Here is a 19,917-nt window from a genome sequence, read left to right as displayed (position 1 = left end):
TTGGCGAGGCAAGCTGGTCAAGGCGACCGAAGCAGGCGAATCCTCAAGATTCGTTGATGCAGGTCAACGCCGACCAGCGCGGCCGCAACCAGCCAGAACGATACAGATTGAAGAAAACCGCTCTAAATGCCTGTTTTGGTTTTTGCACCAAGTGCGCGTGATGATCTTCTGGCAGCGTACAACTTCATCGCATCTGACAAGCCATTAGCCGCGACAAAGTGGATCAATGCGATCGAAGAAAAGTGCCGTCTACTCGCGGCTATGCCGACACTAGGAGAAAATCGCCCAGAGCTTGGCGTGGAAATCCGTAGCAGCGTTTTTGGGCATTATGTGATTTTCTTTCGTCAGATCCCAAACGGCGCGGAGATCGTTCGCGTCATTGCAGGTGAACGCGACATACGCTCGCTTTAGTCATTCCCTATCTCATTTGAACGCCGCTCTAAGAACTCCGCCATCCCTTCCGACGTAATCGCAGAGCCCTCTCCTTCCACGTAGTCCAGTTTCGGCTGCCGCAACAGTGTCTGCAGTCCGACGTCGGTTACCGTGGTATTGGCCAAGCCAATCCCTTGCAGTTTGGGCAAGATCGGCAGCCGGGCCAATTCTTCATCGGTAACCGGACAGCCTGCCAGATTCAACTGCTCAAGATTGTGCAGCCGCGCGAGCAGCGGCAGCATCTCTGGCTGATAGACGCTTGGATCAATTTGCACCGCATAAATCGGGGCGTCGACGGCTCGCTTTAACATCGTCGCACCGTCGTTGCCCAGGCGAAAAACAGTGTATTGATCGTCCAGGGCGATACCCGCGACGACGCCTGGAGCGGATGCGAAGAACTGAGCCTGTGTGATCTCTTCGATCTGACCGTCGGCTCGTTTGACGTAGTAGAGATCGCCTAATAGCGTCCGGGTATCGGCGATGTGGAGCTTCGCCCCAACTGGCGCCGAGCGGGCGAAGTACTGCCGCAGCAGACGCCGTTCATTCGGAAACGGCACGCGGAGATCTCCCCAGCCATCGATGTATTCTGAGCCAGACTCGGTCGTGATCAATCCATCAGGGATGCCACCCGAGTAAAGCACGCTGGCGATTCCATGATCGACCCAACCGACGTAAAAGCCGGCCGGGTAAAGCAGCAGCAACACGGCGGCAATCCACTCGGCGCGAAATTGCGGCAGCCGCGGTGATACTGTCCACATTACCCAACCGCCAACCACCGCCACGCAGAGGTTCCACGGAATCACGCTATAGTTCCAGTTGTGCGCCAGCGGCGTCAGGAACAACGCAATACCGACATGCATCAGCACGGCCGGAATCGACGCGCCGCGGGGCCAGAAGATCGCCAACAGGCCAACCGTCAGCTCTCCCAGCCCGACGCCCCAACCGACCAATTCGCCAAACTGGCTTGGATCGAGCCCCAGCGACGTGGTGATGCTCCAAGCATTGAAAGTGAACCAGTCCGGCGAAAGCAGTTTGTGCAGGCCTGCCCAACACCAGAGCGAAGCGAGAAACCAGCGGACGACGCGCAGCCCATGGTCATCGAGCGCCGCCGCCATCAAAATCGCATTGGCGATCACTTGGGGCTGCGTACGAAACTGGTCAAATACAAACGACAAAAGCAGCGCAGCGACATGCACGCACCAACCAATCCTCGGCCGCACCAGCGTTAACAGCAGCGTCGCCAAGATCGCGACGCCAAACGGAATCTGCGGGAGATCGATCGCCGGTAAGTGAACCGGCGCCTCACGAACTTGCCACAGCGGCCAAGTTATCAGTATGGTCGCCGTCTGCGCCAAGATGCACGCCGCCAACATCCCATACCGCAGTTTGGACAAGCCAAACCAGCGCCGGATGTCCTTCAGGGGAGGGGCCGTCCCCTCCTCGGTCGCGGTATTGAGTGAACTCGTCGTCACCGATTATCCTGTCTTCGGCGCCGCCCGATCGCTGACGCATCTCCCAGCAAGACGCGCTCGGCCCACCTTCCGTTGTGCCACAAACGGTAGGCGGTGTCTATCCGAGTGACGACACACGATTTTCGGCGATGGACAAATCGCATGGAATCTTGGCCCCGTGCATGTGGCCTAAATCCGCTGGGCCATCCAGGCCTCACACTGGTAGGCGACTTCGACCTGCGGAATTTCCTCTTGCTGCAGGTAGTCCTTTAGTTCGGCCAGAAACGCGGCGAGCCGCTCCGGTCCGGCGCTATTGGCCAGGCGATTGTGACTGTGCCAAAGTTGCAGATAGCGATCGGGCGACATCAGCACAGCATGCCGCTTTTCAAAACGACCGACAAAGCGGAAATCGCCGGTCGACGCGAGCAGTTGGTCCCAGTCTCGATTGCGGTACGCTTCGTTGAAGTCAGGCACATGGCGGCGGATCGCTTGTTCGGTCCAGCCAACGGTCGTGCCGGTCGCGGCAATGCGGTTATTCCACAGAACGGTGAACATTCCCTGCGGACGCAAAATGCGGCGGATCTCAGGGAGCGCAGCCGGAGGATGGGCCCAGTGAAACGCTTGAGCGGATACGGCCCACGACTGCGACTCAGCCGCCAGGCCGGTCGCCTTGAAGGTTCCGTCGACCCATGTCGCGCCTGGTACGCTAGCCAGTTCGCGCATGGCGGAGTTCGGCTCGACGGCGGTGACCTCAAAGCCGGCGTCAACCAATTGGCGGGTCGAGATGCCGGTTCCAGCGCCCAGATCGACGATGGCGTCGCCCGCCGATATGCCTGCTTTTTCCGCTAGCAGGGCGATAAATTCGGCAGGGTATCCAGGACGCGACGGACCATAGGCGGAAGCCTGATGCGAGAAATCGCCGAGCGTAGACATGCAAACACCTGTGATGGGAATAAAACGGGGCTGGGGTTCGCCTTGCCTAGTTAGGGCGCCTGCAATTAACATGCGGGCACGCATTTCGAACGGGCAGCCGACTGCAGGGAAAGCAATCCGATCTGGCCCGTTCGACATTCAGGGAAGGAGAGCGGCCATGGCTTCGACCGATTCGCCGCGAATACTGATCGTTCGGTTGAGCGCGCTGGGGGACGCGATTCTCACGCTGCCGCTGCTTTGCGCCCTGCGAGAGAAATTCCCAGGGGCTCATCTCGCTTGGCTGGCCGAACCGGTCGCTACGCAGATTCTAGCTGGCCATCCGTGCCTGGACCAACTGTTTACGGTTCGAAAAGGTTGGCTGAAACGCCCGAGTGAGATCGTCTCGCTCCGCCGCCAGCTAAAGGAGGCGAAGTTCGATATCGTCTTTGATGTTCAAGGTTTAACCAAAAGCGCGGCTGCTGGCTGGCTTAGTGGAGCGCCACGCCGCATTACGTTCGCCCGGGGTCAGGCTCGCGAATTGGCCCCCAATCTGGCGACCGAACACGTTACGCCCCAGCATACCCATGTGGTCCACCGTTATTTAGAACTCGGCCGGGCGGTCGACATCTACGCACCGTCGATCGAGTTCCGACTGCCGATTGACGAACAGGCCCGCTACGAGGTCAGCGCGATTCGCCGCGAACTGGGCCGCGGCGGCTCGTTCGCCGTTCTCAATCCAGGCGCGGGGTGGTTCAGCAAGACCTGGATGCCGCAGCGTTTCGCCGAGGTGGCGCGACGCTTGAAGGACAAGTATCAGCTGCCGTCGCTGGTGACCTGGGGCAACGAACAAGAGGCGGATTGGGCCGAGGAAATCGCCCAAATGTCGCACGGCGCCGCGGCCGTCGTCCCCAAGCTGACGCTGCCGCAACTGAAGGAGCTATACCGGGGGGCCAACTTGTTTGTTGGCTGCGATACGGGGCCGCTGCACCTGGCGGCGGCGGTTGATACCCCCTGCGTCGCCCTGTTCGGCGTCACGCCGATCGAACTATGTCGACCGCTGGGGCCGCATCAGCAGGTGGTTCAGGCCTACTATCAGCAGTTGACGTCCCGCGAGCGAGCCCGCGCCGGCAACGAAGCGATGCGGGCGATTTCGACCTCAATGGTATTCGACGCGATTGATTCGATTTTCGAACCCCACGCCCGGGAAGCGGCCTAGCCGTTGGCGCCGTATAATCGAACAAACTTCTCGCTCAGCGGAATGCGATGGAAAAGCTAATGCGCAAAATCGACGGGTCGACTCTTTTTCTCGCGGCGATGATCGCCGTCGCGATCGTCGTGCTGGGCTATTTGGGCGTATCGCAGTATCGCAACAACCGTCAACCGTCCGCGTTGGCGGCGGCGCCGGATAAGCTGGAAGATTACGCCCCATTTGACGGCGCCAAGGCGATGGAGTACCTCGAAGCGATGTGCGCAATCGGACCGCGAGTGAGCGGTTCGCCGGGGATGGCTCGCCAACAACAATACCTGACCAAGATCTTGGAAGCGGCCGGGGCGCAGGTCACGCGACAAGAGTTTGACGTGCGTCATCCCGAGGATGGTTCGCGAGTGCCGATGGCCAATCTGATCGGTCGGTTTCATCCTGATCGAGCGGAACGCATTTTGTTATGCGCCCACTACGACACCCGGCCCTTCCCCGATCAAGACCCGCTAAATCCGCAAGGGACGTTCGTTGGCGCCAACGACGGAGCAAGCGGCGTGGCGGTGCTGTGCGAGATGGCGCGGCACCTGAACGACTTGAAATCGAACGTCGGCGTCGACATCGTCTTTTTTGATGGCGAAGAGTTGGTCTACGACAACCGCCGCGACCCGTACTTCTTAGGCTCTGAGTATTTCGCTCGCGACTATGCTCAGAATCCGCCGGCGCACCGTTATCGCTACGGCGTGCTGTTAGACATGGTCGGCGACAAAGACCTACAGATCTTTGAAGAGAAGAATAGTCTGCGCTATCCCGACGTTCGTCCGTTGGTGCAAGATATCTGGGCGACCGCCCGCAAGCTGGGAATTCGAGAGTTTATCGCCCGCCCGCGGCATGATGTGCGGGACGATCACCTGGTGCTCAACGACATCGCCAAGATTCCGACCTGCGACATTATCGACTTCGATTACCCGAATCCGGGATACGGTCCTAAGTATTGGCATACCGAAAAGGATATCCCGGCAAACTGCTCGGCGTTATCGCTGGCCAAGGTAGGCAAAGTCGTGCTGACGTGGCTTAACGAACTGGAGCCGGCGCGATAAGAAATCGCCCGCGGATCTCTCCTCGACTGCTTGGCTCAGGTTATTCATGCTTATATCGGCTATCGTCTCAACGCTGCTGCTTTGTCTGGCGATCTTGATGCACGGGATGAATCAAGCTTCCTATCGTCGCTCTTCGGCCGCTCGCGATCAGCCAGATTACCTCCGTTCGTTTCACGCTTCGCAGTTTCGTCGCCGGACGGCGGTTTGCTTTATCCTGGCTGGCGTCGCCGGAGCGATCATGATCGGCCACTTCATCCCCCACTCGATCTTCTATCTGATCTTTTGGGGCTGCGTGATGCTGCTAGTCTTTTGGATGGTGATCCTGGCGATGGTCGACATCATGGCGATCCGCAACTTGTTGCTGATCGAACGTGATCGCCACATCGCGCGGCGTCGCGCGTTGGAAGAGCAATACGGCAAGAGCCGTGAAGATCGGGAATCGCCCCCCCAGGATTCAGTGGACGAAAACAGCGCCGAATAAGTTGCAGCGCCGAGCGACGGCAAGAAAGCGCCAAAGGCCGCTTCTCGTGAGAAGCGACCTTTGTTATCGCGCCGTTCCTGAATGGTACAACGGCGGCTAGTTTCCGCTCATTCCGGCGGGGATCTCTCCCCGGTCGTTCAAATCAAAATCAAAGTGCCGCTCAGAATTGGAAATCGTAACTCGCAGTTTCGATTGCTGGTTGTACGGCGCCGGGAGAAACTGAACGCGATCGGAACTGATCCCGCGCTCGATCTCTTCTCGCGTGGTTTTTTTCTTTTCGATCGCTTTGTTGGCATAGATCTGCACGGCGATTTGGCCTGGCGAAGACTTGCCCCGGACGATCTGCCCGTTTTCGATCACGCCGCCTCCCGACGCCCCTTTGCCGTCGACAGGGGTAAACGAGATCGACCCGTCCTGGATCGGTTCGCAATAAATAGTAGATAAGACGCAAGCGGCGAGCGTCAGATGCGACTCGCCGCCTTAATCCCTTGGACTTTGCTAGTTGTCAACGACTTCGCCACCTTGGGTCGACGTCATCGCACGCCAAGTGCAGATGTCGATCGTTTCCGGCACGAACGAAACCGAACCGTCAACGTTGCCGGCGTTGACGCCGCCTGGATGCATGCTGAACGCGGCTTAAGTGGCGCTACGCCATCCGCCGGTGGACGTGTGGCAAGGAATCTTGTGCGTCGGATAGTGATTCGGATCCCAGCAGCGACGACCGCCGTCAACCGACGACTTGGTGCTAAATGTTGCTGACGCACTGGGTGCGACGGGCCGCTTCACGAGCTTGCTGAACCGCCGGCAGAAGCAGCGCGATTAAGACGCCGATGATGGCGATAGCGACCAAGAGTTCGACAGGCGTGAAGCCTGAGCGTGACTTAGAAATCGACATGATGAAATGGCCTTAGACGATAAACCCAAAAACCCCAGGCCCCCCAAATTCTAAGTTGCAGACACATTGCATCAATAAGTTTTGGACAACCAGTATTTCGGCTCCTTTAAGTACGGCTTAGGAACGAAAATACCTGCCCGGAGCTTTGGCATGAGATTTTTTGCCCGCTTTGGAGATGGCGCAAATTACCACAGGTGGCACAAATCCGCATTTTTCCCTTTCACCAGGGGAGGAGCGACTTTTTCAGCGGCATTCATTGCGGCACTAACGAGAGGAGACTGCGGCAATCCGAAGCGAATCGATTAGGTCGCGTTGACTGCCACGGGAGCGTCGGAGCGGCGAAAAATCATCGTGATTTCATTGCCGTGCTCGTTAAAGCGGACGTCGTCCATGAAAGTCCGAATCAAGAATAGCCCTCGACCGCTGGGGCGCGTCAGTTGCTCGACGTCGTCTGGATCGTAGTGAATCCGCGAGACGTCGAAACCGGGCCCCTCGTCCCGGACGATGTAGTGCGACTCGTCTCCTAACTCGCGAGCGGTGAAATAGACGCGGCGAGAATTGTACGGGTCGATCGTTCGGCGTCGCGCCGCTTCCTCGAAATAGCGATCGCCCCCCGCCTCCTTCAGCGACGAACTAAGTTCAAGATTGCCATGATGCATCGCATTACGAATCGCCTCATCCAACGCGATTCCAACGCGCAGCAATTGCCCTTCGTCGAGATGTCGAAACTGCTTCAGATAATGTTGCACATGCGACGTTACCGCCCCGATCAGCTGCACGTCATTGTCGAGCACAAAATGAAACTCGGTCTGACTCCAACATTGCCCCAATCTCGCTTGCTGGCGGTCGTGATGTGCGGCGGCCAAGACTTTACCAAGGGTCTCCAGAAGCGACGTGGCGAGATTCCGCTTCGGCACATAGCTGGCGGCGCCTCGCTGCAATGCGGTGATCGCCAGCTCTTCGCTGCCAAACGCGGTCATCAGCACTGCCGGCACCAGCGGAAACCGTTCTCGAATGCGCTCGACCAGTTGAAGCCCGTCCATCCCCGGCATCTGCATATCGGTTAAGACGACGTCTGGCCCGAAGTCTTCGAGCATGCGAAGCGCCTCTTCGCCGGAAGTAGCGATGGCGATTTGTAGATTGCTGCGGTTATTGCTGGTTAAGAGACCTTCAACCAGGGTGCGATCGACCGGGTTGTCGTCAACGACTAAGACCCGAATCTTCTCAAAGCCGGAGACGTAGAGACCGCCCACCGGCGAGTTTTCGGCTGGAACATCCTGCTCTGGCGAAGACATAGGACCGGAGATTCCCGACGATTTCCGATAGCTTCCGCATGCGTACTGGAAGCGACAATCATTTAGCGTATGCGAACTTCCCCGTAGCTCTCGTTTGCTTCGAGTTAAAATCTAGCAAAGAAACCGACTGAAATCCTTCCTCAATGGCGGATCGATTGCATCGCTGACGGGGAATCAAACGCTCGCTCGTGATCACTTCGCCGGCAGCAGAAAGTGGAAGTCGAAGAACTCTCCGTATGGCTTGTCATCCAGCTCAATATCGAATGTCGCCATCTGCGGCCCTTCGGGCGCCTGGCCGCGATCGATCGCGGCTGCGACTCTTCGGCTCGGATCGTCGACGGCGAGTTTTCCGCCCTGGTCACCAAAGGGTCAAACAAGTGAAGATCTGGGAGCCGCAAACGTTCGGCCAGGTCGACGCTACCGGCGCCCAACCGCAAAGAGAAGCGTTGCCGCCGGCCTACAACGTCCGCAGCAAGCTGGAAGCGGAGGATCCCGGAAGGGGGAACCTCGGTCGATTTTTACCTGAAGTAAGTGAGAAAAGGCATCCCCGGCAGGGATCGAACCTGCAACATCCCGCTTAGAAGGCGGGTGCTCTATCCAGTTGAGCTACGGGGACACGTGCAGAAGCTGCCGCCTAATTCTAGCAAAAACGGACGGTCACCATAGGCGCCGCTCATCAGACGCAAGAACGGCCTTCAAGGATCACACCTCGGCGGCCATTTTTCGCGATAAGATTTCTCGCCCGGCTACTTTTTCAGCGTCTGCAGATACGCCGAGACGTCCCGCAGTTGCCGCTTGGTCAACACCTTGGTCATCTCCGGCATCAGCGAAATCCGCTGCTCCGCCAAGTCGTCGATATCGTCCTGCGGGATCACCACCTTTTTACCCTGAGCGTCGAGTAGCACCAGCTTATCGTCATCCTCTTCGGTAACGATCCCCTGCACCGTCTTGCCGCTGATCAAAAGCACGGTCGTGGCGCGGTACTTGGGGTCGATATCGCTGCTGGGGGCGACCATCGCCCGCAACAGGTACTCTGCATCGCGACGCTTGGCCACGTCATCCAATGCCGGACCTACGTCGCTCCCTTGTTTGCCAATCCGATGACATCGTATGCAGGCCGCATCAAGATGGGTCATGAAAATCCGCTCACCCAGTTCAGCGTCGCCGCCAGAAAGCGCCGCGCGAAACGGAGCGATCGCCGACATGTCGTCGGCATTGGGGCCTAGCCGTTCGGCCAGCTCGGCGAATTGCGGCAACGAGCGTCCCTTGGCGGCCGCGGCTTCTTCCAACTCAAGCGCGACCTGCGGCATGTAGTTTTCAAGTTGTTTCTCAATCTCGGCGATCAGCAGTTCCTGAGCTTCTTCTTCCGGCATTCGTCCCAGCAACGAAATCGCAACCTGACGTTCGGCCAGCGACGACTTGCCACTACCGAGGATCTGAGCGATCCGCTCGATCCCGGCGTCATAAAATCTAGGCTTTTCCATCTGCCGCAGCGTCGCCAGCCGAAGCTCTTCCGACTTCGACTCCCATAGCTTCGGCAACGTCTCGCGAAGATGTTCGGACTTGGCGCTGGTAAGCGACCGCATCGCTTCGATACGGAGCTCAACTTCCAGTTGGGTATCCAAAGCGATCTGCTGCAAGACGTCGGGCGGCATCGTCATCTTCAATTTGTCGGCCATCGCGATCGCCGCGGCACGAAGTTTTTGGCTAGGATCTTCCATCAACGTGACGATCAGCGAGGTCACGCCTTCCGGCGGCAACATCCGTTCGGTCGCAATGCGGTATTTCTCTCGGTTACGACCATCAACGCGATCCAAACGCGGCTCCTGGGGCCAATTGGCAAGAGCGTCGATCGCCTCCAAACGCATCGCAAGCGGCCGCTGCGTCTCTTTGGCGAAAGCGATAACGCGCTGTGCGCTGGCCGCATCACCCAGCCGATAATTAGCGTTGATCATCCGGAGCAGCGCCCCTTCGTTTTCAATCTGCGTGTCCGTCAACAGCGCAGCCACCGCCGGCATCGCAGCCGTAATCGAATAGTCGTCGTGGATCGCCAGGATCGCTTCGCGGACAACCCGGGAATCGGCATCCTCCAGGAAGTTGGTCACGGCGGGATCGGCTTGTTGACGCAGCGCGACGACCGCCGCCAGGCGAACCTCGGCCGACGGATGTTCAGCCAAAGTAGAGACGTTATCGCACGCCGCAAGCGCCAAGGCGCCGACATGCCGCAGATAGAGATCGTCGCCGTTATTATTCGCCAACATTGCGGCAATCGCCGGCAATGCGTCCGCTTCGGGATGAGCGGCCAAAGCCTGGGCGGCGAAGAAGCGAACGCGGGGGCTTTCGTCCTTCAGCAGAGGCGCCAATTTCAGACCTTGGTAGCTGGGCGAATCCGAGATCATCCGCAACGCCTGGGCGCGAAGTTCGGCGTCGCCAGCGCTGGTCAATTTACCGAGTTGCTCGATAGCCGCGACGTTCCCCTGACAAGCCAATTGCCCGAGTCCCCAGATGGCGTGAATCTTGGCAAGCTGATCTGTCGGGGAATGCAAAACCAACTTTAACGAGGCCAGATCGTTCCGTTTGACCAGTTGGAACTGTGACTGCAGGCGAATCCGTTGATCCGCGTGCCCCAGCAAGGTAATCAGCTCGGGGCTAGGGCGTATTACAAAACCAGCCGCCAACAACTGGCGCACCTCTTGGCGAGCCGGCGAAGAGGCTTCCCCCGGCACGTCAATTTTCCAGACGGCGCCCTTTTGGTTCAGCGGATATCCGCCGCCCCAGTCGACGCCGTAAAGTCCGCCGTCGGGACCAAAGTTAATGCCGACTAGCGGCACCCCTTTGCCAATGCGATGTTCGTTCATCACCTTAAATGACGCTCCAGCTGGCTCGGCTTGAAACGCAGCCTGAATCCCGCCCGGCGCCCCGGTCAGAAAGAAGTAATCTTTGTACTGGGGACTGAGGGCGGTACCAGGGTTAAAGGTGAATCCGGCTGGTCCATCGAGCGAGTAGGCGAGCGGCGGCGTCACGTAGGCGGGCTGCGAATTTTGCCGCGTTTCCCACAGCTTCTCTTTCATCCAGGGGTTGTAGCGATCGCCCCGGTACTGATAGTTGCAGCGCCAGCCGGCGTCGATTCCCTTCACGATGTAGACGACCCGTTCCTTCTCTCCCTTTTGGTCCGAGTCGTTGTCGACGCCAAATAGGTTGCCATACGCGTCAAACGCGATCTCCTGCACGTTCCGCAAGCCGTGGGCGAAGACTTCGAAGTCGGTTCCGTCAGGATTACAGCGCATCACGCCTCCCTGGTTTGGAAAGCGGTACTCCCGCCCTTCCTTGGAGACGACGTGAATCCCCTTATCGCCGACTGACCAATAGATCTTGCCGTCGGGACCGACCGTCAAACCATGCATGTCATGGCCGGCATAGGCGATGTGAAAGCCGAAGCCGGTCGCCATGATCTCGCGCTGATCCGCTTTCCCGTCGCCGTTGGTATCGCGCATTCGCCAGACATCGGGTGCGATCGTCGCGTAGACGTCGCCATCGTGCCACAACACGCCTGCGGCGATTCCGGTAATTTCGGTCCGAAAGTCGTCGGCGTAGGTCTCGATCTTGTCGGCGGTTCCGTCGCCATCCATATCTTCCAGGCGATGAATCTGTTCCGACAGGACCATCAGATCGCGCCAATCTTTGACGCCATCCACGTTCATGTCGTCGACTCGCTTCTTTTTCGGTTCGGGACCGCTGACGGGCATTTGCGCATGAAAAAAGGCCTGCTTGTCGGCAGGCCACTCGAACGCGACGTCATCGGGTATCCAGTCGGTGTTGGCCCGGATGTCCAAGTCTTGCGACTTTCGCCGCATCGTCTGCGTGACGTAGGCCCGACCTTGATTATCTAAACTGATCGCGACCGGATCGGGCACATTGACGTCGCCGCTCCAGCGGATGAACTCCAGCGTCGAGGGATCCGCCTTCGACATCATCTTGGCGTCCGCCCCCTTCGCTTTGGCTGGCGGCTTGGCCTTCTTCTGCTCCTCTGGCGTTTCCTCTTTCGGCTGTGGAGTTGCGTCGGCGCGGGCAACTAGTTTGCCGTTGATCTTGATGTCGTCCCACAAACCGAGATCATCAAACGATCCGATCGCAACCTCGCCCCAGGCGAATCGTTTGTCATGGGCGACGATCTGCGGCGTTTCCATATCGTCGAAGTAAACTTCGATCAAACCGCTGTCGACCTTGCGGACGACCTTGATCTCGTGCCAGGTGTCGTCCTTCCAGGACGTACCGCCGCTCGTCTTTTCGCTGATCTTGATCCGCGGTGCGTCATCGACCACGAAGATCTGATTTGAGTGGTCGTCGGTCTTTTCGCCCAGATGCACATAGTAGTAGTTGGCCGGATCCTGCATTCCCCAGGCAACCACCATGTCGCGATGACCGCGCGAGGTTTGCAAGGTTTTCGCCTTGGCGGTCAGGACAAAGTCGCCAAACAGCTTTCCCTTGAGAATCGAGAGGGAGAAGGGACTGCGAAACGGCGGCTTGTACTTGCCGACGCCGCTCAGCTTGTAGGCGTGGCCGCCATCCTCCAACTCGACCACCGACCAGGTCGCTGGATCGGTTGGACTCCAGGCGCCAGCGCCTTGCTCAAACCCGTCAGAGACAACCAAGGGCAAGTCAGAAGGCTGCTCGGCTACCAATAGCGGAGTCGAGCCAAGAAGACAAAACAGGGCGAGAAAGATGCTTCGATACATGTGGTGGTGGGCGGTTAGCGGAAGGGAAAACGCCACTAGCGAAACCAGGCTCAGCGACGCGGAGGATTATGTTCAGAATAGTCCGATTTTCCCTGCTCGGCAAACCGCCCCGGCTGGGCGACGACAGAAAAAAAGGGACCGACGACAGACGTCGCCGGCCCCTTTGCATCCGAGCAAATTTGGAACTACGAAGGAACGTAGTGGCGGGAGATCAGATCCATCTGAATCCACAACAGCTTGTTGAAGGCCCGTAGCGTCGCCACTTCGGTCTCGCGGGGCAGATTGAGGCCGCAGATCGTGACGATGATCGCGTCGGCGACAAACGTCATCAGGGCGTTCATCTGGACCAGCGGCACAACAATCTCTTTGTTGCCCGCGTCCGGAGTATGGATCTTGCCCACCATATCCAGATAGCTGAGCATTTTGCCGTCGTAGGGCCGGGTCACGAGCGACTCGAGATAACGCGATAGGTGCAGCTTGCGGAACTTGATCTGGTCGTGATCCATCCCCAGATCTTCCATCTTGTCGGGCATGGGCCCGTCATAGCCATGCTGACGCGGCATGAAATGCCGCCAGGTGGCGTCGTATTGATGCAATTTGTCGTAGACGGCGTCAACCAGCGCCGGCACGACCGGTGCCAGCACAGGCGCCGCGCCATGGATCGCTGCGATGTCATCGGCGCCAAAACCGGTGAACTCCATCAAGTACTCAAAGCGATAAGCGACATCTTCCTCAAGACGCGGTTCGTCAATGTTCTTCATGGCGATCACCTTCGATCTGTCCGGATAGGTAGTTTTGGCTAGAATTGGAATCAATCGACTACCTGGACGATTGTGTCCGATTTCCTGAAGTATAAGCCACTAATAATTGGACGTCAATATCCAATTAACCCCAATGGGATTTCGTCTGCATGTTTTCGCAAACCGTTGAATACGCCCTACGAGCCGTCTGTCACCTGGCGATCATGGCTCCTAACTCGTGCACCACCGAGGAGATCGCCACCAGCACCAAGGTTCCGCTGGCCTATCTCTCGAAGGTGCTGCAAGGGCTGGCTCGCGGCGGAATTGTCCGGTCACAACGGGGCATTGGCGGCGGGATGTCGTTGGTCAAGACGCCCGACCAACTTACGATCCTGGAGGTGGTCAATGCGGTCGATCCGATCCAGAGGATTCACACCTGTCCGCTGGGAATTTCGACTCACGGGGTTCGGCTCTGCCCACTCCACCGCCGATTGGACAACGCGATGAAAGGGGTCGAAGAGGCGTTTGGCGGCACGACACTCGCCGAAGTGATCGCGGAACCAAGCGAAAGCGTCCCCTTATGTGAATTTCCGGGCAAATCTCCAATCCCCAAAGAGCCATCTGCCGATTAAACCGGCTTTGATGGAGCTACGGTTTCCCCGAGCCAAAAGAAATTCCCCCTGTCTAAGCGGGCGAAAAAGCTACAAGATCCCGATTAGAGCGTTTTGCTGATAGGTGTAGCGTTTCTGGCGTTAGTGAGGCAAGCTGGTCCAGGCGACCGAAGCAGGCGAATCCTCAAGATTCGTCGATGCAGGTCAACGCCGACCAGCGCGGCCGCAACCAGCCAGAACGGCTTGTGCGAAAGCTTCAACAGCCGCCTTCGCGACGAGTACCTGCACCAGACCGACCTGCTGAACGAGGAGGACGCGAGGATCAAAGCTCGGGCCTGGCGAGAAGACTTCAACGAGCGACGCCCGCACAGCAGCTTGGGCTACCTGATCCCGTCCGAGTTCGCGCGTTGCTGTGCCGCTTCCACTCCAGTCGCTGCGCTCCCTGCGTTGCAGCAGCACAGCGACCCCACCCAATCGTTACCTGTTTCCCAAACCGATCTTTCATAAGGCTTGGTACAGAAAAAGGGGGCAGGCCAGTCGCAGATTTAGCACGTGACGATCTCGATCTTGGCGTTCGCCGTAGCGGTGGTAATCGCACTGAAAGAATTGATTCAGTGCATCTCCGGTTCGATCATGAAGGCGGTCGGTCGACCTTTCAAACTCGGCGATCGGATCGAATTCCATAACATTCGCGGCGACGTCATCGACCATAACGTCCTGACGACAACGATCCTAGAACTCGGGCCCGACCAAATGACGCAGCAACTTACCGGGCGCGCAATCGTACTGCTGGTTCACGTGCGAACGACGCATGCGCCTTGTCGTAATCTGCAAAAACATTCTGGCAATCGATAAGCGGATCGTTCTAATAGGGGCCGAGACATGGATGTGATCCTCTGTAACTTGATCAAGCCAGGGCCGACAACATGTTCCGCACTTCGATTCTTCTCGGACTGTTCACTCTCTCCCCGGGAGTCCTCACCGCGCAAGAAGTGACGCCAGTTGCCGCCGAGCCAATCGCCCCGGCTGCCATCGTCTCACTCGACGCTCCATTGCCGCAAATGCAATACAGTCCAGACGGGCAGTATGTCGTCTTGTCGCGTCAACAGGAACCGCACGATTACTACCGCCCCTGGTCGCTGCGCGATAACTACCTCTCGCTTCGGCGGGTCGACTCTGGCCAAGAGATCGCCTGCGTTCGAACCGGCTGGCGCGAGTTTCGCTTTTCCCCCGACAGCCAGTTCTTCGTCTGGAGCGACGATCGTTTTTGCAGCGTCGTTGATTGCGCATCGGGACACAAGATCGCCCAGTTGCAACAACGCAACATCGACGGGATCGAGTTTCTAGTCAGTGAAGCCAACGTGATGATCACCTCTTGCTACGATGCGCGACTGCCGGCCGAGCGTCTGTGCGAAGTCCGTATCCTAGATCGCCAAACCTGGGATCCGGTCAAGATCGCTAACGTTCCGCATGGCGTCATCGCCAATCCGCTGGCTTCTCGCGACGGAAAATATCTAACCGGCTTCGTTCCCCAATCGTTTGTCGATCCAGAGCGGGGAACGCTGCAGATATCAATTTGGGACGCGTTGACCGGCGTTCCCCTTCCCTCTCCGGTTCTGCCGCTGACCGAAGAGCCAACCATGCCATCCCTTGCATTCGCCGCCGATAATTCCGGTCTTTCGATCTCGCAAACTGGGCCCGAGACAACACAGTTCTGGGACATCGAGCAAGGCGCCTTCGATCCAACCAGAACCGATGTACCTGTTCATCGAGTATTGCGCCCGATCTTGCCAGAAATCGACACGAAAAACATTGCCCGTCTGAGCGACCGCCGCCTGACGATCTCGGACCCTACGACCGGCAAGTCGATCCACGAGATCCAATTGGCGGCCGCTCTTGGCGATCCCTTTCAAGCCGAGACGGGGAATGCGACGAAGATCCTCGCTAACGAGCTGGTGGCGTTAACGCTCCGTCGGCCGCTACGGGGGAGATTAAATCTGTGGGATCTTTCGACGAACGAAGTAATCGAAACGATCAACCTCCCGCATCAGGTGAAAAAAATCTTGCTGTCCGACGATGCTCATACGCTCGTCTTACTCAGCGAGGAAAATGCTTACCCCAATTCGCCCGACAGCCGCACCTATCTATCGGTTTGGGATTGGCCAACGCAAACCGAGCGATTTTCTCTTCGCGACGAGGCCCCTTGCTTCCTGACGATGACCATCTCGCCCGATGGTAAATTGCTGGCAACCGCTTCCCAGTCTTCGAGTGCGGCCGAAAGTGCGGCGGCTAACCGGGCGGAAGTCAAACTATGGGAGTTAGCATCGGGACGCGAACTGAAGACGATTCAAGAATGCTCCGCCGACTCGCACTGCCTCGCTTTCAGCCCCGACAGCAAGTACCTGGCGATCGCCGACTGCAGTGACGAGCGCAACAAGAAGCCCTCGGGACAGCTGGGGGCAATGGTTCGTCTCTGGAATCTACAGACTTTCGCCTGCGAACAGGAACTACGCACGCCCCTGGGGCAGAAGCGTCATGAGAGTCTGGCCAACGTCAGCACGATTACGTTTTCCGCCGATGGAGAAGACGTAGTCCTGGGAGGTGGCGACCGACGCCAGCCCGGCGGTCAACTCTCGCTCTGGAACCGCAGCACTGGTGAGCGGAAACAAGTCCACTCATTCCACGATCGGGTTGAGAGAATCTGGTGGAGCACATCGGGCAAGTCGCTGTACATGGCCAGCTCTGGGCTGTGGGAACTCGCCTACTCGCAAGTCGATCCCCCACGACCGACTCCGCTTGCTCCTTACAAAAATGCGATCGCGCAGACGCTGCCTACCGGCAGCGAAGTGGTAATGGGAAATCGAGCCGAACTCGACCTGTTCGCAGCAGTCAGGGCCGATGAAAGGAACTACCAAAGCGTCGTCAAACTGGTGATCGCAGGCGAAGAAACTCGGTGGTCGCTGGAACAGCCGATCGGCGGCGCGCCCCAATCAGTTCAGTTTACGCCTGACGGCTCGCAACTACTGGAAGCCGGCGGAGCGCCGGCCGAGTTCGAGACGCGCCTCTATGACGCCGCGACCGGGGCGATCGTTTCCACGCTTCCGCACGCGGGCTATATCGAATTCGCCAACGACGGAGCGGTGGCGGCGACCATCGATTCTGACGCGCCGCAAGGAGTTACGCTACGAGAATCACGCAGCGGCGCGGTGATCGCACATCTGCCCCACCCGGGCGCCGTCGCGGTCGCGTTCTCTCCTCAGAACGATTCGCTGGTCAGTCGCTCAAGGGTACCGTCCGTCAAGTTGCGCACATTTGATTTTCAGCCTGACTCTGGAAAATTGTTTTTGCCGCGCGCGGCAAAAACAATTTTTTAAACTTTGCCGTCTTCTCGCTCCTCCGGTTCGCGGAGGCGGTCCATGTCGAGGTAGCGCCTTGTCCCCCAGTGCGTGCCGGCGATGTGGCGCAGCCGGGCTGCGACCAGCATCAGGGCGCTTTGGCCGTCCGGAAACGCTCCCACGACTCGTGTTCGTCGCCGGATCTCTTTCATGATCCGCTCCAGCATGTTGTTGCTCCGCAGCCGCGTCCAGTGTTCTCGCGGGAACGCCATGTACGCCAGCGTTTCCTGGTAGCCGTCGCGGAAGCATTTCGCCGCCGCGCCCAGCCGAAGCGAGATCAGCTTCTCGGTGACCAGTGCTGCCTTCGCTTCCGCCGCCGCGCGATCCTCTTGCGCGTGAACCGCCTTCAGCATCGCCGCCACGTCGCCTGACTTCGCTCGCGGCACGTCTTTCAACACGTTGCGATAAAAGTGGACGATGCAGCGCTGCCAGGCCGCGTCTGGGAAGAAGTCTCCCAGCGCTTCGACCAGGCCGAGGCACTTGTCGCTCGTGATCAGCCGCACGCCCTTCAATCCGCGCTCCTTCAGGTAACGCAGGAACGTTCGCCAGCTTTCGCTATCCTCCTTCTTCCCTTCGGCGACCCCGAGAATCTCGCGATGTCCATCAGCGCCGACGCCGACCGCCACTAAGATCGCCACGTTCTTCACCTCGCCGCCCCAGCTACGTTTCAGCCAGATGCCGTCGAGCATCACGTACGGATGTTCGCCTTCCAGCGGCCGATTTCGCCACGCTTCGATCCGCTCGTAGATCTTCTGGTTCAGCTCGCTGACGGTGCTGGAGCTGACTCGCGTTCCCCAAAGCGCCTCGGTGATGTCTTCAACGCGACGGACCGAAACGCCTGCCAGATACATCTCAACGAGCGCCTCTTCGACGCTCGATTCGCGTCGCTTGTAGCGTTCGATGATCTGCGTCTCGAGCGGCAAGCTCCGCAGTCGCGGAACTTTCAGCGAAACCTCGCCCGCCTTGGTCTGCAGCTTCCGCGAATACGACCCGGCTCGCGAATCGACGCGGTCTGGTGAACGTTCGTAGCGTTTCGCCTTGCAAATCTGATCCGCTTCGGCATCGAGCATCTGATTCAACGTCTCCTCGACGGTTGAGCGGACCAGCTCATCAAGATGCCCCCGCACCGCGTCGCCGTCAATTTTAATCGCATCCCGGATCTCTTCGCTGGTCCGTTCTTCTGGTACATTCGTCATGGTCAGTCCTTGGTTCTGGTGGTGGTTGATGTTGGTAATCAAATCCATACCAGAGCCAGGGCTGGCTCTCAAATGTGCGCAGGAATTAGGACGTTATCGCTCAAGCCGAGAGGCCCGCATCTGGGATCTCTCCCAATTCGCGAAACGGGACTGACGAAAGCGCATAAAAAAAGGCGTCCCTAGCGGAACGCCTTTGTTGGTTCAAAGCGTCGCGGCGCTTAGCCGTCATACTTACCGATGATGACCGAAGCGTTATGGCCGCCAAAGCCAAAGCTGTTGCTCATCACGTAGGTAAGATCGCGCTGCTTGGCGACGTTCGGCGTGTAGTCGAGGTCGCACTTCGGATCAGGATCTTCGAGGTTGATTGTCGGCGGGATGGTGCTGGTCTTGAGCGCCATGATCGAGATCACCATTTCAATACCGCCCGAGGCGCCCAGGGAGTGCCCCAAGGCGCTCTTGGTGCTGGAGACGGCCAGCTTGTAGGCGTGATCGCCGTACACCTTTTTGATCGCCGTCGTTTCGGCGATGTCACCCGGCGGCGTGCTGGTGCCGTGGGCGTTAATGTAATCAATCTTGGTCGGATCGAGGCGACCGTCGTTCAGTGCATTTTGCATCGCGCGAGCGGCTCCACGTCCTTCTTCGTCCGGCGACGTGATGTGCCCGGCGTCGCCGCTACATCCATAGCCAACCAGTTCGGCATAGATGGTGGCGCCGCGAGCTTTGGCCGATTCCAATTCTTCCAACACGACGATGCCTGCGCCTTCGCTCATCACGAACCCGTCGCGACCAAGGTCAAACGGACGGCTGGCTTTGGTCGGATCAGCGTTGCGAGTTGAGAGGGCTCGCATATTGGCGAAGGCGCTCATGCCCATCGGCGTGATCGCGGCTTCAGTACCGCCGGTGACCATGACGTCGGCTTCATCGTATTGGATGGCCTTCATCGCATCGCCGATGGCGTTGGTGGCGCTGGCACAGGCGGTCGCAACCGTGAAATTGGGACCGCGAAGGCCGTAGCGGATCGAGATGTTTCCGCCAGCTGCGTTGAGCATCAGCTTCGGAATCGTCATTGGCGAGACCCGGTCGGGGCCCTTCATCAGCAAACGCTCGACTTGATCTTCGATCGTCTGCAAACCGCCGATTCCAGATCCGAGAATCACACCACAACGGAAAGAGTCGTAGTTCGAGAAGTCGATCTTCGAATCGCTGATCGCATCAACCGCACCGACCATCGCAAATTGCGTGAAGCGGTCAACGCGATTCATCTCTTTCGAATCAAAGTAATCGACCGGGTTCCAGTCGTAGACGTCCCCGCCAAACCTTACTTTGAAGCGGGAGGTATCCAGCAGCTTCAGGTCGTGAATGCCGCTCTCCCCCGCCGTCAGCTTCGTCCAGAATTCATCTAGACGATGGCTGAGGGAGGTGACGATTCCCAGACCGGTAACGACGACTCGTCGTTTCATTCCCTTGAACTCTTC

At 58.4% G+C, this 19,917-nt stretch carries 16 protein-coding genes, 1 tRNA gene and 3 pseudogenes; 9 read left to right on the top strand and 11 right to left on the bottom strand.

Annotated elements, in window-relative coordinates; translation table 11 throughout:
- Window positions 1-126: 126 nt before the first annotated feature.
- On the top strand, window positions 127-411 hold the full coding sequence (locus tag Enr8_RS04645) for a type II toxin-antitoxin system RelE/ParE family toxin (protein WP_246119946.1): 285 nt from the start codon (window positions 127-129) through the stop codon (window positions 409-411).
- Here Enr8_RS04645 and Enr8_RS04640 read toward each other — a convergent pair.
- Both Enr8_RS04640 and Enr8_RS04635 read right to left on the bottom strand, forming a co-directional pair.
- Entirely contained in the window at window positions 408-1,904 is a 1,497-nt protein-coding gene (locus tag Enr8_RS04640; protein ID WP_146429422.1) for a MauE/DoxX family redox-associated membrane protein, read from the bottom strand. The two genes, Enr8_RS04645 and Enr8_RS04640, sit on opposite strands and share 4 nt — an antisense overlap.
- A gap of 168 nt (window positions 1,905-2,072) precedes the next feature.
- Window positions 2,073-2,816 carry a class I SAM-dependent methyltransferase gene (locus Enr8_RS04635; protein WP_146429421.1) on the bottom strand — a complete coding sequence of 248 codons (744 nt, stop codon included), beginning with the start codon at window positions 2,814-2,816 and terminating at the stop codon, window positions 2,073-2,075.
- Window positions 2,817-2,973: 157 nt separating this feature from the next.
- On the opposite strand from Enr8_RS04635, the gene Enr8_RS04630 reads away from it, so the two are divergent.
- The 3 genes from Enr8_RS04630 to Enr8_RS04620 are packed head-to-tail and all read left to right on the top strand — an operon-like array spanning window position 2,974 to window position 5,574.
- Window positions 2,974-4,011 carry a glycosyltransferase family 9 protein gene (locus Enr8_RS04630; RefSeq protein ID WP_186767433.1) on the top strand — a complete coding sequence of 346 codons (1,038 nt, stop codon included), beginning with the start codon at window positions 2,974-2,976 and terminating at the stop codon, window positions 4,009-4,011.
- Window positions 4,012-4,070: 59 nt separating this feature from the next.
- Window positions 4,071-5,093 (top strand): M28 family peptidase, encoded by a 1,023-nt coding sequence (locus tag Enr8_RS04625; RefSeq protein ID WP_246119945.1) that lies wholly within the window; start codon window positions 4,071-4,073, stop codon window positions 5,091-5,093.
- Between the two features lie 46 nt (window positions 5,094-5,139).
- Complete coding sequence (locus Enr8_RS04620; RefSeq protein ID WP_146429418.1) at window positions 5,140-5,574, top strand: hypothetical protein; 435 nt, start codon at window positions 5,140-5,142, stop codon at window positions 5,572-5,574.
- 96 nt (window positions 5,575-5,670) lie between these two features.
- Here the strand turns inward: Enr8_RS04620 and Enr8_RS04615 are convergent, their stop codons facing one another.
- The 4 genes and pseudogenes from Enr8_RS04615 to Enr8_RS04605 all read right to left on the bottom strand — a co-directional run bounded on the left by Enr8_RS04615 (window position 5,671) and on the right by Enr8_RS04605 (window position 7,764).
- Window positions 5,671-5,934, bottom strand: coding sequence for a hypothetical protein (locus Enr8_RS04615; RefSeq protein WP_186767432.1), 264 nt, complete (start codon window positions 5,932-5,934; stop codon window positions 5,671-5,673).
- A gap of 138 nt (window positions 5,935-6,072) precedes the next feature.
- Window positions 6,073-6,201 (bottom strand): annotated as a pseudogene (locus tag Enr8_RS25995) (H-X9-DG-CTERM domain-containing protein); the annotation flags it as partial.
- Window positions 6,202-6,322: 121 nt separating this feature from the next.
- Window positions 6,323-6,469 (bottom strand): annotated as a pseudogene (locus tag Enr8_RS25720) (type II secretion system protein); the annotation flags it as partial.
- A 302-nt stretch (window positions 6,470-6,771) separates the two neighbouring features.
- Entirely contained in the window at window positions 6,772-7,764 is a 993-nt protein-coding gene (locus Enr8_RS04605) for a response regulator (protein ID WP_146429417.1), read from the bottom strand.
- A gap of 213 nt (window positions 7,765-7,977) precedes the next feature.
- On the opposite strand from Enr8_RS04605, the gene Enr8_RS25240 reads away from it, so the two are divergent.
- On the top strand, window positions 7,978-8,145 hold the full coding sequence (locus tag Enr8_RS25240; protein WP_186767431.1) for a hypothetical protein: 168 nt from the start codon (window positions 7,978-7,980) through the stop codon (window positions 8,143-8,145).
- Between the two features lie 161 nt (window positions 8,146-8,306).
- Here the strand turns inward: Enr8_RS25240 and Enr8_RS04600 are convergent.
- The 3 genes from Enr8_RS04600 to Enr8_RS04590 form a co-directional block, all read right to left on the bottom strand.
- Window positions 8,307-8,380, bottom strand: a tRNA-Arg gene (locus Enr8_RS04600).
- A 130-nt stretch (window positions 8,381-8,510) separates the two neighbouring features.
- The gene (locus Enr8_RS04595) at window positions 8,511-12,500 is read right to left on the bottom strand and encodes a PVC-type heme-binding CxxCH protein (protein WP_222434793.1); all 3,990 of its coding nucleotides are present in this window, start codon (window positions 12,498-12,500) and stop codon (window positions 8,511-8,513) included.
- A 185-nt stretch (window positions 12,501-12,685) separates the two neighbouring features.
- Complete coding sequence (locus tag Enr8_RS04590; RefSeq protein WP_146429415.1) at window positions 12,686-13,261, bottom strand: protoglobin family protein; 576 nt, start codon at window positions 13,259-13,261, stop codon at window positions 12,686-12,688.
- Between the two features lie 149 nt (window positions 13,262-13,410).
- On the opposite strand from Enr8_RS04590, the gene Enr8_RS04585 reads away from it, so the two are divergent.
- From Enr8_RS04585 to Enr8_RS04570, 4 genes and pseudogenes are all read left to right on the top strand, one after another.
- A complete protein-coding gene (locus Enr8_RS04585) occupies window positions 13,411-13,872 on the top strand; it encodes an RrF2 family transcriptional regulator (protein ID WP_146429414.1) in 462 nt (153 codons plus the stop codon).
- 213 nt (window positions 13,873-14,085) lie between these two features.
- Window positions 14,086-14,358: pseudogene (locus tag Enr8_RS04580) on the top strand (integrase core domain-containing protein); the annotation flags it as partial.
- A gap of 45 nt (window positions 14,359-14,403) precedes the next feature.
- On the top strand, window positions 14,404-14,706 hold the full coding sequence (locus Enr8_RS04575; RefSeq protein WP_146429413.1) for a mechanosensitive ion channel domain-containing protein: 303 nt from the start codon (window positions 14,404-14,406) through the stop codon (window positions 14,704-14,706).
- Between the two features lie 71 nt (window positions 14,707-14,777).
- Entirely contained in the window at window positions 14,778-17,225 is a 2,448-nt protein-coding gene (locus Enr8_RS04570) for a WD40 repeat domain-containing protein (protein ID WP_146429412.1), read from the top strand.
- On the opposite strand, the gene Enr8_RS04565 is transcribed toward Enr8_RS04570, so the two are convergent.
- Entirely contained in the window at window positions 17,222-18,442 is a 1,221-nt protein-coding gene (locus Enr8_RS04565; RefSeq protein ID WP_146429411.1) for an IS256 family transposase, read from the bottom strand. The genes Enr8_RS04570 and Enr8_RS04565 overlap by 4 nt on opposite strands.
- 218 nt (window positions 18,443-18,660) lie before the next feature.
- A complete protein-coding gene (fabF, locus tag Enr8_RS04560; protein WP_146429410.1) occupies window positions 18,661-19,902 on the bottom strand; it encodes a beta-ketoacyl-ACP synthase II in 1,242 nt (413 codons plus the stop codon).
- Window positions 19,903-19,917 lie beyond the last annotated feature (15 nt).

Origin of the sequence: Blastopirellula retiformator (genome assembly GCF_007859755.1) — a bacterium.
GTDB lineage: Bacteria > Planctomycetota > Planctomycetia > Pirellulales > Pirellulaceae > Blastopirellula > Blastopirellula retiformator.
This window is presented reverse-complemented; position numbering and strand designations above follow the sequence as displayed.

Excerpts from the sequence above, each read along its gene's own strand:
- Enr8_RS04645 (WP_246119946.1), top strand. The coding sequence starts at position 127 with ATGCCTGTTTTGGTTTTTGCACCAAGTGCGCGTGATGATCTTCTGGCA.
- Enr8_RS04635 (WP_146429421.1), bottom strand. The coding sequence starts at position 2,816 with ATGTCTACGCTCGGCGATTTCTCGCATCAGGCTTCCGCCTATGGTCCG.
- Enr8_RS04630 (WP_186767433.1), top strand. The coding sequence starts at position 2,974 with ATGGCTTCGACCGATTCGCCGCGAATACTGATCGTTCGGTTGAGCGCG.
- Enr8_RS04625 (WP_246119945.1), top strand. The coding sequence starts at position 4,071 with ATGCGCAAAATCGACGGGTCGACTCTTTTTCTCGCGGCGATGATCGCC.
- Enr8_RS04620 (WP_146429418.1), top strand. The coding sequence starts at position 5,140 with ATGCTTATATCGGCTATCGTCTCAACGCTGCTGCTTTGTCTGGCGATC.
- Enr8_RS04605 (WP_146429417.1), bottom strand. The coding sequence starts at position 7,764 with ATGTCTTCGCCAGAGCAGGATGTTCCAGCCGAAAACTCGCCGGTGGGC.
- Enr8_RS04595 (WP_222434793.1), bottom strand. The coding sequence starts at position 12,500 with ATGTATCGAAGCATCTTTCTCGCCCTGTTTTGTCTTCTTGGCTCGACT.
- Enr8_RS04590 (WP_146429415.1), bottom strand. The coding sequence starts at position 13,261 with ATGAAGAACATTGACGAACCGCGTCTTGAGGAAGATGTCGCTTATCGC.
- Enr8_RS04585 (WP_146429414.1), top strand. The coding sequence starts at position 13,411 with ATGTTTTCGCAAACCGTTGAATACGCCCTACGAGCCGTCTGTCACCTG.
- Enr8_RS04570 (WP_146429412.1), top strand. The coding sequence starts at position 14,778 with ATGTTCCGCACTTCGATTCTTCTCGGACTGTTCACTCTCTCCCCGGGA.
- Enr8_RS04565 (WP_146429411.1), bottom strand. The coding sequence starts at position 18,442 with ATGACGAATGTACCAGAAGAACGGACCAGCGAAGAGATCCGGGATGCG.
- fabF (WP_146429410.1), bottom strand. The coding sequence starts at position 19,902 with ATGAAACGACGAGTCGTCGTTACCGGTCTGGGAATCGTCACCTCCCTC.